14 protein-coding genes and 15 tRNA genes are annotated in these 15,949 nt (G+C 44.1%); 20 read left to right on the top strand and 9 right to left on the bottom strand.

Translation table 11 applies throughout. The annotated features are described in order from the left end of the window. Positions 1-35: 35 nt before the first annotated feature. From ybaK to hemA, 7 genes are all read right to left on the bottom strand, one after another. Entirely contained in the window at positions 36-521 is a 486-nt protein-coding gene (gene ybaK / locus OCU30_RS03495; RefSeq protein ID WP_077311490.1) for a Cys-tRNA(Pro) deacylase, read from the bottom strand. A gap of 153 nt (positions 522-674) precedes the next feature. Beyond that, positions 675-1,526, bottom strand: coding sequence for a 3-deoxy-8-phosphooctulonate synthase (kdsA, locus tag OCU30_RS03490; RefSeq protein ID WP_077311488.1), 852 nt, complete (start codon positions 1,524-1,526; stop codon positions 675-677). A 19-nt stretch (positions 1,527-1,545) separates the two neighbouring features. Continuing rightward, positions 1,546-2,358, bottom strand: coding sequence for a SirB1 family protein (locus tag OCU30_RS03485; RefSeq protein ID WP_077311486.1), 813 nt, complete (start codon positions 2,356-2,358; stop codon positions 1,546-1,548). 19 nt (positions 2,359-2,377) lie between these two features. Further along, on the bottom strand, positions 2,378-2,761 hold the full coding sequence (locus OCU30_RS03480) for a SirB2 family protein (protein ID WP_077311484.1): 384 nt from the start codon (positions 2,759-2,761) through the stop codon (positions 2,378-2,380). Between the two features lie 8 nt (positions 2,762-2,769). Continuing rightward, entirely contained in the window at positions 2,770-3,621 is an 852-nt protein-coding gene (prmC, locus tag OCU30_RS03475; RefSeq protein WP_077311482.1) for a peptide chain release factor N(5)-glutamine methyltransferase, read from the bottom strand. A gap of 3 nt (positions 3,622-3,624) precedes the next feature. Then, complete coding sequence (gene prfA, locus OCU30_RS03470) at positions 3,625-4,713, bottom strand: peptide chain release factor 1 (protein WP_077311479.1); 1,089 nt, start codon at positions 4,711-4,713, stop codon at positions 3,625-3,627. Positions 4,714-4,742: 29 nt separating this feature from the next. Beyond that, positions 4,743-6,002 (bottom strand): glutamyl-tRNA reductase, encoded by a 1,260-nt coding sequence (hemA, locus tag OCU30_RS03465; protein ID WP_077311477.1) that lies wholly within the window; start codon positions 6,000-6,002, stop codon positions 4,743-4,745. 297 nt (positions 6,003-6,299) lie between these two features. Between hemA and lolB the strand changes: the two genes are divergently transcribed. The 20 genes from lolB (at position 6,300) to OCU30_RS03365 (ending at position 12,683) form a co-directional block, all read left to right on the top strand. After that, positions 6,300-6,917, top strand: coding sequence for a lipoprotein insertase outer membrane protein LolB (lolB, locus tag OCU30_RS03460; protein ID WP_159439085.1), 618 nt, complete (start codon positions 6,300-6,302; stop codon positions 6,915-6,917). Beyond that, positions 6,917-7,792, top strand: a complete 876-nt coding sequence (gene ispE, locus OCU30_RS03455; RefSeq protein WP_077311472.1) for a 4-(cytidine 5'-diphospho)-2-C-methyl-D-erythritol kinase — start codon at positions 6,917-6,919, stop codon at positions 7,790-7,792. Before lolB ends, ispE begins: the two co-directional genes overlap by 1 nt. Before the next feature lie 28 nt (positions 7,793-7,820). Next, positions 7,821-8,768 (top strand): ribose-phosphate pyrophosphokinase, encoded by a 948-nt coding sequence (locus OCU30_RS03450; protein ID WP_077311470.1) that lies wholly within the window; start codon positions 7,821-7,823, stop codon positions 8,766-8,768. A 135-nt stretch (positions 8,769-8,903) separates the two neighbouring features. Beyond that, entirely contained in the window at positions 8,904-9,494 is a 591-nt protein-coding gene (gene pth, locus OCU30_RS03445) for an aminoacyl-tRNA hydrolase (protein ID WP_077311468.1), read from the top strand. A gap of 10 nt (positions 9,495-9,504) precedes the next feature. Further along, a complete protein-coding gene (gene ychF, locus OCU30_RS03440) occupies positions 9,505-10,596 on the top strand; it encodes a redox-regulated ATPase YchF (RefSeq protein WP_077311465.1) in 1,092 nt (363 codons plus the stop codon). Positions 10,597-10,873: 277 nt separating this feature from the next. Next, positions 10,874-10,950 (top strand) — tRNA-Met (locus tag OCU30_RS03435). 37 nt (positions 10,951-10,987) lie between these two features. After that, positions 10,988-11,072: transfer RNA gene (locus tag OCU30_RS03430), tRNA-Leu, on the top strand. A 29-nt stretch (positions 11,073-11,101) separates the two neighbouring features. After that, positions 11,102-11,176, top strand: a tRNA-Gln gene (locus tag OCU30_RS03425). Between the two features lie 72 nt (positions 11,177-11,248). Beyond that, positions 11,249-11,325, top strand: a tRNA-Met gene (locus OCU30_RS03420). A gap of 55 nt (positions 11,326-11,380) precedes the next feature. Then, positions 11,381-11,465, top strand: a tRNA-Leu gene (locus tag OCU30_RS03415). Between the two features lie 28 nt (positions 11,466-11,493). Then, a tRNA-Gln gene (locus OCU30_RS03410) sits at positions 11,494-11,568 on the top strand. A gap of 58 nt (positions 11,569-11,626) precedes the next feature. Continuing rightward, positions 11,627-11,711 (top strand) — tRNA-Leu (locus tag OCU30_RS03405). 29 nt (positions 11,712-11,740) lie between these two features. Further along, positions 11,741-11,815, top strand: a tRNA-Gln gene (locus OCU30_RS03400). A gap of 58 nt (positions 11,816-11,873) precedes the next feature. Continuing rightward, positions 11,874-11,958 (top strand) — tRNA-Leu (locus OCU30_RS03395). A 28-nt stretch (positions 11,959-11,986) separates the two neighbouring features. Further along, positions 11,987-12,061 (top strand) — tRNA-Gln (locus OCU30_RS03390). Between the two features lie 58 nt (positions 12,062-12,119). Further along, positions 12,120-12,204 (top strand) — tRNA-Leu (locus tag OCU30_RS03385). Between the two features lie 28 nt (positions 12,205-12,232). Beyond that, a tRNA-Gln gene (locus OCU30_RS03380) sits at positions 12,233-12,307 on the top strand. Positions 12,308-12,365: 58 nt separating this feature from the next. Then, positions 12,366-12,450: transfer RNA gene (locus OCU30_RS03375), tRNA-Leu, on the top strand. 12 nt (positions 12,451-12,462) lie between these two features. Then, positions 12,463-12,539: transfer RNA gene (locus OCU30_RS03370), tRNA-Met, on the top strand. Positions 12,540-12,598: 59 nt separating this feature from the next. After that, positions 12,599-12,683: transfer RNA gene (locus OCU30_RS03365), tRNA-Leu, on the top strand. A 57-nt stretch (positions 12,684-12,740) separates the two neighbouring features. On the opposite strand, the gene OCU30_RS03360 is transcribed toward OCU30_RS03365, so the two are convergent. Further along, the gene (locus tag OCU30_RS03360; protein WP_077311463.1) at positions 12,741-13,874 is read right to left on the bottom strand and encodes a flagellin; all 1,134 of its coding nucleotides are present in this window, start codon (positions 13,872-13,874) and stop codon (positions 12,741-12,743) included. 756 nt (positions 13,875-14,630) lie between these two features. Continuing rightward, positions 14,631-15,770, bottom strand: a complete 1,140-nt coding sequence (locus OCU30_RS03355) for a flagellin (RefSeq protein WP_077311461.1) — start codon at positions 15,768-15,770, stop codon at positions 14,631-14,633. Between the last annotated feature and the right edge of the window lie 179 nt (positions 15,771-15,949).

The following is a 15,949-nucleotide window of genomic DNA, read 5'->3' as shown; positions in this document are numbered from 1 at the left end:
CTTTTTTATACCACTTATCTATCGATGACTATCGACTATCCATGCTCATGCTCACATAAGTCGGCAAAATTCCCCCGCGTGAGTGTCGCAAGATCTTGTGGTGATAATTCAATTTCTAACCCTCTTTTACCCGCACTGACACACAGTGTTGTCAATGACTCTGCGCTGGAGTGAATAAAAGTAGGCAGTGCTTTTTTCTGCCCTAAAGGACTAATCCCACCGACCACATAACCTGTGATTTTCTCGGCAATCTCTGGTTTAGCCATCTCCGCTTTTTTACTCTTTGCCGCTTTCGCTGCCAATTTAAGGTTGAGGCGTTGATTAACAGGAATCACCGCAACCGCTAATTGCCTCTCTTCACCATTCAACGCAAACAACAACGTTTTAAATACAGTATTCTCATCTTGCCCTAATGCTTGAGCCGCCTCCTCACCATAACTCTCACTGCTTGGATTATGCTGATACTGATGAATAACATGAGATATTTTATACTTTTTGGCTAGATTGATCGCTGGCGTCATACTACTTGTCCTTTTTAAACGCTCATCATTACGCAATTACGTCGAGAAATCATATAACGCACCGTCATGAATGAAAAGGGTTAACCTCTGCACTAACAATAACGCCACAGACAATGCTGTGGCGTTAGTATATGACGCAGAAATGGGCGGCGACTATTTAATGTCGATATGCTCAAAACCTTTAATCATGTCATCAAGTGCTTTCATTTGCTTCAAGAAAGGCTCTAATTTATCTAATGGTAAAGCGGATGGGCCATCGCATTTTGCATTATCAGGATCTGGATGCGCTTCAATAAATAAGCCAGCAATACCAGTTGCAAGACCTGCTTTAGCCAGTTCAACCGTTTGCTCACGACGACCACCGGATGCTGCGCCAGATGGATCGCGGTTTTGTAGTGAGTGCGTCACATCAAAAATGATGGGGCTTCCTTGTGAGACTTTTTTCATCACACCAAAACCTAACATGTCCACCACTAAGTTATCGTAACCATGGCATGAACCACGTTCACACAGAATGATTTTATCATTGCCACACTCAGCGAATTTTTCAACGATGTTACCCACTTGTCCAGGACTCATGAACTGTGGTTTTTTCACATTGATCACAGCACCTGTTTTTGCCATTGCTTCAACCAAGTCGGTTTGACGCGCTAAAAATGCGGGTAGCTGGATAACATCCACCACTTGGGAAACTGGCAGAGCTTGCTCTTCGTTATGCACATCAGTAATGATGTTAACGCCAAACGTCTCTTTGATCTCTTGAAAGATTTTTAAGCCTTCTTCCAAACCAGGGCCACGATAAGAGTGAATTGAGCTACGGTTCGCTTTGTCAAAAGAGGCTTTGAATACGTAAGGAATGCCCAGTTTCTCAGTCACTTTCACATAATGCTCACAGATGCGCATAGCCATGTCACGAGATTCTAAAACATTCATTCCCGCAAATAACGTGAATGGATTATCGTTAGCTACCGGAATGTCACCAACATGAACGATCTTTTGTTCCATTGTGTTCTCTCTATTATGATTAGTGAACCGTCACGTGATCGTGACTTAAAGCATTCACTTGAGTTTTTAATAATTCAGCCGCAGGGTCATCTGGACACTGATCGATAAAGTATTGGTAATCCGATACCGCAACTTGATGACAATCTAATTGCTGATAGATAAATCCGCGGTCCCGAATCTCATAAGGATCATCGGGAACAAAGACAAGAGCAAGATCCGTGCAGCGCAGGGCTAAGGTATAACGCTCTTCACGTAATAAGGCATTTTTTAGTAATGCCAACCATCGGCCGATAATGGTCGCATGATCGGCCGTTTTCAAATGATCAGGTTTTAATTGGCTAAGCGGGCCTTTATGTCCAACTAACCACGCTTGTAGAGTATGTTGTGACACCTCTTCACCTGAAAATGGGTTGATATAGTGAACCGACTCTTCTGGCCAGACAACTTTTATCAAGAACTGGGTAGGGAAATTAACCGCTTCAAAAGGAAAGTCTAATTCAGCGCCGAAGTATAGTAACAAAGCGCCTAAACTGACCGGAACCCCTTTACGACTCTCTAATACCTTATCCATAAACGCATTATTGGCATCATAATAGGCTTCTTGATCGCCTTTAAAACCCCACTGTTTATAAAACAAGTGTAAGAAAGCATCTAGGCGTGATGGTCCATCAGTATGAGCAATTAATGTATGTTTAGCTTCATCAACTAAACGAGCTAATTCCTCTTTCGCCCACGTAACTTTCGTATCGGGATCAATGGCTTCATTTAGCACCAAGGCTCCTTCAACTAGCTCCATTTCATCAAAATCATCATCAGATAAATTCAATAACATTACTTTGCTACTCTATTACTTAATTAAAAAACATCGGTACTTTAGTCACGGCAATATTGCCAGCCATCGCTAACCAACCTAACGCGCCCAGAAAACCAAACGTTCTGAGTAATTTGTTGCGTCCCAATTTCAGCGCAAATAAGCCCAGCGCAATGTAAGCCACCACACACATGAGCTTACTTGCCATCCAAGGCGCCGCAGCAGTAAAGGGAACAAAGCCTGTAATAAAAACCAATACCACGCCAGAGAGCAATAATACGGTGTCGTTAATATGTGGGAAAACTTTTAAAAACTTATAATTAAGTTTGGGAGAATCCATCATCATTAGAATATACCTTACGGTCAGTAGTGTCACACTAATGGCGATGGTCGATAAATGTATTTGCTTAAAAATCTCGTACATAGTTTATCCTATTTAGTTACAAAGCGACCCAATGTGACTCTATCTTGGCCACCATAATCTTGTTCAGTACGTACCTCTTGATAACCCAGCATAACTAACTGCTGACGCACTGCCAATCCTTGGTCATAACCATGCTCAAATACAAGCCACCCACCCTCTACGAAGTATTGCCGAGCTTGGTCACTAATATAAGCAATGTCAGCAAGCCCTTGATCCTGTGCGACAAGAGCGCTTTTCGGTTCAAAGCGTACATCACCTTGCTCAAGGTGAGGATCATTTTCTTTAATGTAAGGCGGATTAGAGACAATCAAAGCAAACTTCGTACCAGCTTCAATAGGGGCAAACCAACTGCCTTGCTTGATAGTGACATTATTAAACCCTAATCGTTGCGCATTATTAGATGCCAACTGCTGAGCTTCACTACGTATATCCACACCCATAATCGTTCGTTGAGGCCATTCAGATGCTAAAGCGAGCGCAATCGCTCCTGTTCCTGTCCCCAAATCTAAAATACTGCCTTGTGGAAGCTCGGGCAGTTCAAGTGCCACTTCTACTAAACGTTCTGTGTCTGGACGAGGAATTAACGTCGTTGGCGAGACTTGCAATGATAACGACCAGAATTCACGCTCTCCTGTGATGTGGGCTATCGGATGCCCAGCAAGGCGCCTATCTAACAATGTATTAAATTGTGTTTGTTCAGCAACGCTGAGCACTTTATCTGGCCAAGTAAATAAATAAGAACGAGGCTTATCAAGTGCATGACACAGCAAAACCGCCGCGTCTAAAGACGGCGATTCGCTGCCACTGGCGGCAAGGTGTTGTGTTGCCTGCTTTAATACAGCATCAATGGTTTGAGTCATGAATTACTGTTGCTCAGCCAAAGCGGCTAATTGATCAGCCTGGTGCTCATGAATAACCGGATCGATCAGAGTCTGTAAATCGCCACCCATCACTTCATTAAGACGATAAACCGTTAAGTTGATTCGATGATCTGAAACACGACCTTGCGGATAGTTATAAGTACGAATACGGTCACTACGATCACCAGACCCAAGCAAGTCACGACGTGTATCCGAGATTTCAGCTGCACGTTTTTCTTCTTCTGCTTTCGCAATACGCGCTGCTAATACTGCCATCGCTTTGGCTTTGTTTTTATGCTGAGAGCGCTCATCCTGACACTCAACCACGATACCCGTTGGCAAGTGAGTAATACGAATGGCAGAATCAGTCGTGTTGACGTGCTGACCACCAGCGCCAGATGAGCGGAAGGTATCAATGCGTAAATCACCCGTACGTAGCTCTGGCACCTCGGCTTCTGGAATTTCCGGCATCACTGCAACGGTACATGCTGAAGTATGCACGCGGCCCTGTGATTCGGTTTCCGGTACGCGTTGTACACGGTGCCCGCCGGATTCAAATTTTAAAACGCCGTATACGCCTTCACCCGCGACTTTAGCAATCATTTCTTTATAGCCCCCGTGCTCAGCTTCACTCGCTGACATCACTTCGATTTTCCACCCTTTCTTTTCGGCAAAACGGCTATACATACGGAATAAATCACCGGCAAAAATTCCCGCTTCATCACCGCCCGCGCCCGCACGGATTTCTAAGAAACAGTTACGATCATCATTTGGGTCTTTAGGAAGTAACAGTACTTCCAAGTCCGCCGCCAATTTTTCAATTAACTGTTGTGCTTCTTTCGCTTCTTCTGCAGCCATTTCACGCATTTCCGCGTCATCTTCGTTGGCCATCTCTTGAGCTGCGTCCAAGTCTTGTTGGGCTTGTTGATAAGCTTGGAAGCATTTTGTAATTTCTTCTAGCTGAGAATACTCTTTTGATAGAGCACGGAATTTATTTTGATCCCCAATAACACCGGGATCACCCAAGAGGTGTTGTACTTCTTCGTATCGTTCTACTAGGGTTTCAAGCTTTACTAAAATCGACGCTTTCATAGTCTCTTCTTTACGTTAAAATTGATATCTTATTGTGGGTCATCAAGACCCAAACTGTGTCGTATCGTCGCTAACTTCGCAGGTTCACCTTGTTGGGCAGCTGCTTGCAGCGCGCGTGTTGGTGCATGAATCAATTTATTCGTCAATTTATTGCTGAGTTCAATTAACAATTTTTCCGGATCCGCGCCAGACGCTAATGCTTGCACACTTTTCGCTAATAGCTCTTCGCGAATATCGTTAGCATTCTTACGATATTCGCGAATACTATCTACCGCTTGCAAGGAGCGCATCCATGCCATAAATTCGGCACTTTCTTCACTGACAATCGTTTCTGCTTGCACGGCTTCGACTTTTCGTTGCGCCATATTACTATCGATAATGGACTGCAAATCATCGACGGAATACAAATACACATCGTCTAAATCCCCTACCTGTGATTCGACATCACGCGGCACCGCAATATCAACAATCAACATGGGCTTATGACGACGGGCTTTTACAGCAGCTTCAACCATTCCTTTACCAATAATAGGTAGAGGACTGGCGGTAGAACTGATCACAATATCCGCACTGGCGAGGTGCTCTGGGATTTCATTTAACGCAATCACTTCACCACCGACGGTTTCAGCTAAAGACATACCACGCTCTCGCGTTCGGTTGGCAACGATAATGCGTTTACATTGATGGCTAACAAGATGTGTCGCCACAAGTTCAATTGTGTCACCAGCGCCGACAAGTAATACAGTCGCATCTTTTAATGAATCAAAGATGTGCTTAGCGAGGGTACATGCCGCATAAGCAACCGATACGGCATTACCACCGATGTCTGTTTCCGTACGGACACGTTTTGCAACCGAAAAGGCTTTTTGAAACCATTTTTCAATTGCCGGATCGACAGACTCATGCTCTCTAGCGTCCGCATACGCTTGTTTTACCTGCCCCAAAATTTGTGGTTCACCTAACACTAAGGAATCCAATCCACACGATACCCGCATCAAATGCCGAATCGCTGCCTGCTCTTCATGTACATATAAACTGGGTTTAATGTCTTCAGGAGCAACATCATGGAAGCTGGATAACCAATCTATAAGCTTGTTCTTATTGGTTCCTTTAACGTCACAGTATAGCTCCGTACGATTACAGGTCGATACGATGACTCCCCCATTCACATACGCACTGTTTGATAGCTGCGACAAAGCATCTTTCAGTTTATCAGGACCGAAAGCAACTTTTTCACGCAGTTCAACAGGAGCAGTGTTGTGGTTTATTCCAATAGAAAGCAAAGACATTTGATAGAGAATTCTCAGGTAAGAACATTGATCAAGAGCCGAATTTTACTTGATGACCTCGGCGAATGAAAGCCTAATCAAATTTGTTTTTCACCACGTCCTGACATCAATGGTATAGTTTAAAGACAAAATTATAGAAATAAATCAGTGAACACGAATATTCACCACATTAATATTGACGTGATCAATTAGTTACTGATGGTAATCAATGGCCAAACTCCTCTATAGCATCCACCGAGACACGCTATAGTATTCATAATGACGAGATATCACATCACAAAGGACACAATGTATAATATGAGATTTGTCACCCAACGTATTACTCTAGTTTTCTCACTGATCTTACTACTGGCAGGGTGTAGTTCAGTGAGCAAAGCGCCCGATTATCAGGTTGACTGGTCATCACACGAAAGTCGTTTAAACCAGATTGATAACTATTCTCTCTCAGGAAAAATGGGATATATATCCCCTCAAAAACGAGAGTCGATGAATTTCCAATGGCGCAAACGTGGCGAGAATACTGATTTACGCCTGACAAATTTCCTTGGCCAAACGCTCTTGCACCTGACAATAACTAAAGATGGCTCTACCATCAAAACCTATGATGATAAAGTTTTTCACGATAAAGACGCGCAAGCACTAGTAGCGCGCTTAACCGGACTTCGTTTACCGATTTTACCTCTACAAAAATGGGTATTAGGATTACCAAATGATTCAGATGATCACATTCTTAATCAACATAACACGCTGGGTTCGCTGATCACGACAGTCGATAATAAGCGCTGGTTAGTCAATTATACCGATTACGAACCATTCCCTTATCAAGAGAGCACCATTCCTCTTCCTAAGCGCTTATCCTTAACTCAAGGGCAAGTAAAACTACGTATTGTAATTGCAAAATGGACCGTTAAGTAATGACAAACACGCCTACTGTGTGGCCATCGCCGGCAAAATTAAATCTGTTTCTTTACATTAATGGTCAAAGAGATAATGGGTACCATGAATTACAAACCCTATTTCAGTTTTTAGACCACGGCGATCAACTGACTATCACCTCTACGTCAGACTCTGAGATTACACTAAGCCCTGCACTGCCTAATGTGCCGCTTGAAGACAATCTGATTTATCGCGCGGCACGCTCTCTACAAACGTATACGCAATGCCAACTAGGTGCTCATATTGAACTTGAGAAGCGATTACCAATGGGAGGCGGGATTGGCGGCGGTTCGTCTAACGCGGCAACCACTTTCGTTGCATTGAATCATTTATGGGGGACTGGCTGCAGTGACGATGAGCTTGCCCAATTAGGACTGGCACTGGGTGCCGATGTTCCCGTGTTTATTCGAGGTTTGGCAGCATTTGCAGAAGGCGTGGGTGAACAACTCACCCCCGTTACCCCTAATGAACCTTGGTATCTTGTCATACGTCCAAATGTGTCGATTGCTACCAAAGATATTTTTACTCATCCTGATTTACCACGAAGCACACCTAAACGCTCACTTTCACAGCTTTTGGCGGCTCCTTACGAAAACGATTGCGAAAAAATTGTCCGATTACTGTACCCAGAGGTTGATAATAAACTTTCATCGCTGCTACAATATGCGCCGTCGAGGTTGACTGGTACTGGATCTTGCATTTTCGCGGAATTTTCTAGCGCTGAACAAGCCCATACTGCTCTTGCTAAACTTGATACTAATAGTGTTTCAGCGTTTATCGCGCAAGGGCGAAATACATCGCCGTTGAAAGAAGCACTGGCTGTTTACCAAACAGCCAAGACCCTTTCTATTTAAAACTGGACGCAACCCTGAGGTTTCCACCGTGCCTGATATGAAGCTATTTGCTGGTAATGCCACACCTGAACTAGCCCAACGTATTGCTGATCGTCTCTATATTTCCCTTGGTGATGCTACCGTTTCCCGTTTTTCTGATGGTGAAGTCGCGGTACAAATCAATGAAAATGTACGTGGTAGCGATGTTTTTCTTATTCAATCTACCTGCGCCCCAACCAATGATAACCTCATGGAACTGGTGGTAATGATTGATGCAATGCGCCGTGCTTCAGCTGGACGTATCACCGCTGTTATCCCTTACTTCGGTTACGCACGCCAAGACCGTCGTGTTCGTTCTGCTCGTGTGCCAATTACGGCAAAAGTTGTTGCAGATTTTCTTTCTAATGTGGGCGTTGACCGTGTGTTAACCATAGACCTTCATGCAGAACAAATTCAAGGATTCTTTGATGTTCCCGTTGATAATATCTTCGGTACGCCAGTTCTCCTAGAAGACATGCAAGTCCGTGGACTTGTCGACCCAGTTGTTGTGTCGCCAGATTTAGGCGGTGTGGTACGTGCTCGTGCTACCGCTAAAGCAATGGGTGATATTGACATAGCCATTATCGATAAACGCCGTCCGCGTGCTAACGTTTCTGAAGTCATGAACCTCATTGGTGACGTAGAAGGTCGTGACTGCATCATTGTCGATGACATGATCGATACCGGTGGTACACTGTGTAAAGCGGCTGAAGCATTGAAAAACCGTGGAGCTAAGCGAGTATTTGCTTATGCAACCCACGCGATCTTCTCTGGTAATGCTGCCAAAAACATCAAAAATTCGGTTCTTGATCAAGTCATCGTTACCGACTCGATCACGCTTAGCAAAGAAATGGCGGCAACCGGCAAAGTATGCCAGTTAACCTTATCGACCATGCTTGCTGAAGCTATTCGTCGTATTAGCAACGAAGAATCTATTTCAGCGATGTTTAATGCTTAAATATCTCTGTGAATAAATTTAAGCGCCTTATCATTGGATGAGGCGCTTTTTTTATATGTGTACAGACAATCTCGCACCACGAAGTGGTTCTGTGCTATCATACGGCGCTTTTTCGTTTACGAAGGGACCAACACCTTGAGTCAACCAATCAAATTATTAGTCGGATTAGCCAATCCTGGATCAGAATACACTCGCACTCGCCATAATGCCGGAGCATGGGTGGTGGAAGAACTTGCTCGTGTGCATAACGTGACATTCAAGAGTGAACCGAAATTTTTTGGTTTAACTGCTCGCATTATGGTGAATGGCGTGGACCTCCGGTTACTGATTCCAACCACTTATATGAATTTATCTGGTAAGGCTGTTGCCGCTATGGCGAAGTTTTACCAGATTGCACCGGAAGAAATCATGATCGCTCATGATGAATTAGATCTTCCTCCCGGTGTGGCGAAATTCAAACAAGGAGGAGGTCATGGTGGTCATAATGGCCTAAAAGATACGATCTCCAAATTGGGTAATAATAAAGAGTTTTACCGCCTCAGGTTAGGCATAGGCCATCCTGGGCATAAAGATAGAGTAGCTGGCTATGTGTTAGGCAAAGCACCTCCTAAAGAACAGGAGTGCTTAGATGCCGTGGTAGATGAGTCCGTTCGCAGCCTCGACATTCTGTTAAAAGATGGTCTAACAAAAGCACAAAACCGCTTACACACGTTCAAAGCTGAATAAGGTTATAGTCATGGGTTTTAAATGTGGCATTGTAGGTTTGCCAAATGTAGGTAAATCAACACTTTTTAATGCGCTTACTAAAGCAGGTATCGAAGCAGCAAACTTTCCGTTTTGTACTATCGAACCCAATACAGGCGTCGTCCCTGTTCCAGATTTACGTTTAACTGCTCTAGCAGACATCGTCAATCCAGAACGTGTTCTACCTACCACGATGGAATTCGTTGATATTGCAGGCTTGGTAGCTGGTGCTTCTAAAGGTGAAGGCCTAGGTAACAAGTTCCTTGCGAACATCCGTGAAACTGATGCGATTGGCCACGTTGTGCGTTGTTTTGAAAACGAAAACATTGTGCACGTTGCAGGTAAAGTCTCACCACTAGAAGATATTGAAGTCATCAACCTTGAGCTTGCAATGGCCGATCTAGATAGCTGTGAACGCGCGATGCAGCGTCAAGCTAAAAAGGCCAAAGGCGGCGACAAAGACGCGAAGTTTGAAATGTCTGTGCTAGAAAAGCTCCTACCTGTTTTCACTGAAGGTGGTTCTGCTCGTACCGTTGAGCTCAGCAAAGAAGAACTCACAGCTGTTGGTTACTTAAACTTCTTGACGTTAAAACCAACCATGTACATTGCTAATGTCAATGAAGATGGCTTCGATAACAACCCTTACCTTGATGCTGTCCGTGAACATGCAAAACAGGAAAATGCGGTCGTCGTTCCGGTTTGCGCGTCAATTGAATCGGAAATGGCAGAACTTGATGACGAAGAACGCGATGAGTTCTTGGCTGACCTCGGTATTGAAGAACCAGGATTACACCGTGTGATTCGTTCAGGCTATGAACTGCTTGATCTACAGACTTACTTCACCGCAGGTGTCAAAGAAGTTCGTGCTTGGACCGTTCCTATTGGTTCGACAGCCCCGCAAGCTGCAGGTAAAATTCACACGGATTTTGAACGTGGTTTTATTCGTGCTGAAGTCGTGGGTTACGATGACTTTATTCAGTTCCAAGGCGAAAGCGGAGCGAAAGACGCAGGTAAATGGCGTTTAGAAGGTAAAGACTACATCGTAAAAGATGGTGATGTCGTGCATTTCCGTTTTAATGTGTAGTTGCCCTTCTACTTGATAAAAAGTCAGCCAACGTGCTGACTTTTTTGTTTTATCCCTCACAATAAAATGCGTAATTATTTTAAAGTCTAAGCGATAAATCCGCCGTTTTAAGAGCAGGTTTTGATCATAAACACGCCTCTTTGCTTAAAAAAACTTCGAACGGTCATTTTAAAGGGATTTATTCAAAAAAACGGTTGACGGTACACGGTCATATCCGCATAATGCGCACCGTTCTCAGCAATAAGGCAACATTGAGTTGAGAGCAATAAATAGGAATGGCTACGTAGCTCAGTTGGTTAGAGCACATCACTCATAATGATGGGGTCACAGGTTCGAATCCCGTCGTAGCCACCATTTCCTAAGCGCTTTACATAGAGCTTTTAGGAAAGATGCGGAAGTGGCGAAATTGGTAGACGCACCAGATTTAGGTTCTGGCGCCGCAAGGTGTGGGAGTTCAAGTCTCCCCTTCCGCACCATTATTTTGATAGCGTTATGCTGTCACTGTAGGTCTATCGCCAAGTGGTAAGGCAACGGCTTTTGATGCCGTCATTCCCTGGTTCGAATCCAGGTAGACCTGCCAATATTTAAAGTTTTAATGTTAAAGCATTGGAACTTAAGTCGAGATTATATTATAGTGTCTCGCTCAAAAGATGGCTACGTAGCTCAGTTGGTTAGAGCACATCACTCATAATGATGGGGTCACAGGTTCGAATCCCGTCGTAGCCACCATTTTACAACGATAAATTGACACGTCTATCCTAGTCAGTTTATCTATAAGATTCGTGCGGAAGTGGCGAAATTGGTAGACGCACCAGATTTAGGTTCTGGCGCCGCAAGGTGTGGGAGTTCAAGTCTCCCCTTCCGCACCATTATTTTGATAGTGTATGCTGTCACTGTAGGTCTATCGCCAAGTGGTAAGGCAACGGCTTTTGATGCCGTCATTCCCTGGTTCGAATCCAGGTAGACCTGCCATCATTACAACGATGATTTGATACTGTCTATCCTAGTCAAATTATCTATAAAAATTCGTGCGGAAGTGGCGAAATTGGTAGACGCACCAGATTTAGGTTCTGGCGCCGCAAGGTGTGGGAGTTCAAGTCTCCCCTTCCGCACCATTATTTTGATAGCGTTATGCTGTCACTGTAGGTCTATCGCCAAGTGGTAAGGCAACGGCTTTTGATGCCGTCATTCCCTGGTTCGAATCCAGGTAGACCTGCCATCATTACAACGATGATTTGATACTGTCTATCCTAGTCAAATTATCTATAAAAATTCGTGCGGAAGTGGCGAAATTGGTAGACGCACCAGATTTAGGTTCTGGCGCCGCAAGGTGTGGGAGTTCAAGTCTCCCCTTCCGCACCATTATTTTGATAGCGTATGCTGTCACTGTAGGTCTATCGCCAAGTGGTAAGGCAACGGCTTTTGATGCCGTCATTCCCTGGTTCGAATCCAGGTAGACCTGCCATCATTACAACGATGATTTGATACTGTCTATCCTAGTCAAATTATCTATAAAAATTCGTGCGGAAGTGGCGAAATTGGTAGACGCACCAGATTTAGGTTCTGGCGCCGCAAGGTGTGGGAGTTCAAGTCTCCCCTTCCGCACCATTATTTTGATAGCGTATGCTGTCACTGTAGGTCTATCGCCAAGTGGTAAGGCAACGGCTTTTGATGCCGTCATTCCCTGGTTCGAATCCAGGTAGACCTGCCATCATTACAACGATGATTTGATATTGTCTATCCTAGTCAAATTATCTATAAAAATTCGTGCGGAAGTGGCGAAATTGGTAGACGCACCAGATTTAGGTTCTGGCGCCGCAAGGTGTGGGAGTTCAAGTCTCCCCTTCCGCACCATTATTTATGTTTGGCTACGTAGCTCAGTTGGTTAGAGCACATCACTCATAATGATGGGGTCACAGGTTCGAATCCCGTCGTAGCCACCATTTTATTACAACGATAAGTTGATACGTCTATCTAGATCAATTTATCTATAAAGAATTATGCGGAAGTGGCGAAATTGGTAGACGCACCAGATTTAGGTTCTGGCGCCGCAAGGTGTGGGAGTTCAAGTCTCCCCTTCCGCACCATATAAAAAACCCAGTCTTTTGACTGGGTTTTTTTGTTATTAGGTCATCTTATAATGATTAACCTAATAGTGATAATGCCGCTTGTGGTGCCTGTTTCGCTTGAGCTAAGACTGATGAAGACGCTTGGCCTAAAATCTGTGCTTTCGTCAATGCCGTCGTTTCTTTGGCAAAATCTGTATCTTTAATACGGCTCTTAGAAGCATTCACATTTTCATTAATGTTTTCTAAGTTACTAATCGCATGGTCGAAACGATTTTGGAAAGCACCCAATTGCGCACGTTCACTATCAACAAACTTCAATGCCGAATCGACAATCGCTACCGCTTGTTGCGAACCGCCCACCGTACCGACATCAATATTACTGACCGTTTGTGGCGTTTGTGCGCCCATGTTTAGCTCACCAGCAAGGCCACCACTAAACGTTAATGGGCCATCGACTTTGTTACTTCCGGCAAACATTTGTAGCTTTCCGTCTTCATCTACCGATGCTTTGACTAAGTCTGTTTGACCATTAATATAAGTCGCTAGCTCTTCTATATCGTCGCCTTGTTTCGCTTGAATAGTAATGGTTTGTGCTTGGCCATTTTTATCGGTTAGATCGATCGTCAAATCGTTCCCTGTCTCTGGCACGCCCCAGCTTTTATCTTTCGCCGTTTGAGCTACATAGCTCTCACCACCCATTTGGATATTATCGCTACGCATATTCGCTAGACTTAGCATTACCGCTTCACCACTACCAGAACCAATTTGGAATGATTTAGTATTATAAGTACCATTAAGCAGTTTATTACCACCGAATGATGTGGTTTCAGCAACACGATTTAATTCGTCGTTGAGAGCGGTGACTTCTTCTTGAATCGCTTGACGATCAGAAGATGAGTTAGAACCGTTAGCTGATTGCAATGAAAGATCTCGAATACGCTGCAAAATATTAGTCGTTTCGTTCATCGCTCCTTCCGCGGTTTGTGCAATCGAAATACCATCGTTCGCATTGCGTACCGCAACATCCAAGCCTCGACTTTGCGAATTTAAGCGGTTAGAAATTTGTAAACCGGCTGCATCGTCTTTGGCACTATTAATTCTAAAACCAGATGACAAACGCTCCATTGAAGTTTGTTGTGAACTTGTTGCGCTATTCAAATAACGCTGTGCTGTCATCGCTGCTACGTTTGTATTTACATTAACCGCCATGTGGTGTTCTCCTAATGATTGTCCGGAGTATTCGGTACTCCCAGGTGGTAATCCGACGTCTCGGAAACCAGTAGTTCTCTCAAAGTATCTTTTATAACGACCGTGAATGAATTACCTTGAGCAAAAATTAAGCTTTATTACCTAAATGCAGGCTTGAAGAAAAAATATGCAAGCAAGCACTCATATTGAGCACAAATCCAACAATAAGATTAAAGTTGCATCTTCTGCTGCCGGGGACACGCATATTTCAAGCCGATAAACCCTAAGTATCAATAAACACTAATATTTATCAAATCTATCAGTGTTAAGGCTTTAAGAATACCAAGAGATTGAGTCGAAAGGGAGAGCTGAAAAGCGCATACCTAGCTTAAAGAGATACGCTCTGTGTAGTACACGCACAGCAATATAAAGCGTGCAAAGGGTAACTATTAAGTTCATAAAAATAAGGGTAGCAAGGAGGGTTGCTTAGCTTAGAGTAGAGAAAAAGAAGGCACAGCGAGCAGGTATATAATTCTTGAGGGCAGATAAAAAAGAAAAGCCCCTATTCCTTTGAGAGAACCGGGGCTAGGGGTGGTAGCCATTACCAATGTGGAGATCAGAGAAATGAATCACATTAAGGCGTACCACTAGCGTACTGTTTTGGTCATTAAGAAACAGGGTGTAGATTTGAGAGAGTTTCTACCTGATTAAACAATACGTTGCCAAGGTTGCGCTATTACATACCTACGTCTAGACGTCATAATAGCGCTTCCTTCATTACTGCAATAACTGCATTGCAGCGTTTGGCAACTGTTTTGCTTGAGCAAGGATGGTTGTCCCTGCTTGTTGCAGAATCTGTGCTTTAGTGAGTGCCGTTGTCTCTTTAGCAAAATCGGTATCTTTAATACGACTTTTCGAGGATTCAACGTTCTCTTGGATATTAGATAGGTTACTAATACTGTGGCCTAAACGGTTTTGTTTAGCACCTAAGTCCGCACGTTGAGAGTCGACATATTTCAATGCTGCATCGAGCACGCCAACCGCATTTTGTGACCCACCTACAGTATTTAAATCAATATCTTGAACGGTAGTTGCCACACCTGGGCCGCCAGCTAAACCAAGCTCTGTCGCTAAGCCACCAGAGATACTTAGGTTGCCGTTTACTGTGCCATTAGCGGCAAAAAGCTGCAGCTTGCCATCTTGGTCAACTGAGGCAGTAAAGTCATCGTTTTGACCATTGATATACGTTGCAACTTCTTCGATATCATCACCCGCTTTCGCATTAATATCGATAGTTTTAGGCTCACCTTGGGCATCATTAAATTCCAACTTCAGGTCTCTTGATTGCGCAGGAACCCCCCAGTCTTTATTCTTGCCTTGGTCACCTTGGAAGGTTACCCCCCCCATGCGAGAGTCATCGGCACGAACACTGGTTAGACCAATAATAACCGCCTCACCTGCACCAGAACCAATCTGAAACGCAGACTCTCCAAACGTACCGTTCAATAGTTTACGTCCACCAAATGATGTCGTTTCAGCGATTCGGTTAAGTTCATCTTGCAGTGCTGATGACTCTTCGTCTAGAGCACGACGCTCAGAACTTGAGTTAGTACCATTCGCAGACTGTAGCGCTAGATCTCGCATACGTTGCAAAATATTGGTGGATTCGTTCATCGCACCTTCTGCAGTTTGAGAAATAGAAATACCGTCGTTAGCGTTACGCATCGCGACATCAAGACCACGAGACTGCGAGTTCAAACGGTTTGATATTTGCAAACCAGCCGCATCGTCTTTAGCGCTATTAATACGGTTACCTGAGGATAAACGCTCCATCGAGGTGTTAAGATCATTGCTCGCTTTATTCAAGTAACGTTGCGCGGTCATTGCCGACACGTTCGTATTTACGTTAATGGTCATTGTTTGCTCTCCTATCGAGTTCGCAAGCCCTTGCGAAGCGGTCAGCTTAGCTCTTTGGGAAGCATGACCGTGTATCACTGGGTTAAATCTGCCTAAAGGGCGACTTAATCGGGTTTTCACCCTATCTATGATTATTAATACAAATAGTGTGCCAGTTTTTTCATATCTACTGATAATGA

It is taken from the genome of Vibrio palustris (assembly GCF_024346995.1).
GTDB lineage: Bacteria > Pseudomonadota > Gammaproteobacteria > Enterobacterales > Vibrionaceae > Vibrio > Vibrio palustris.
This window is presented reverse-complemented; position numbering and strand designations above follow the sequence as displayed.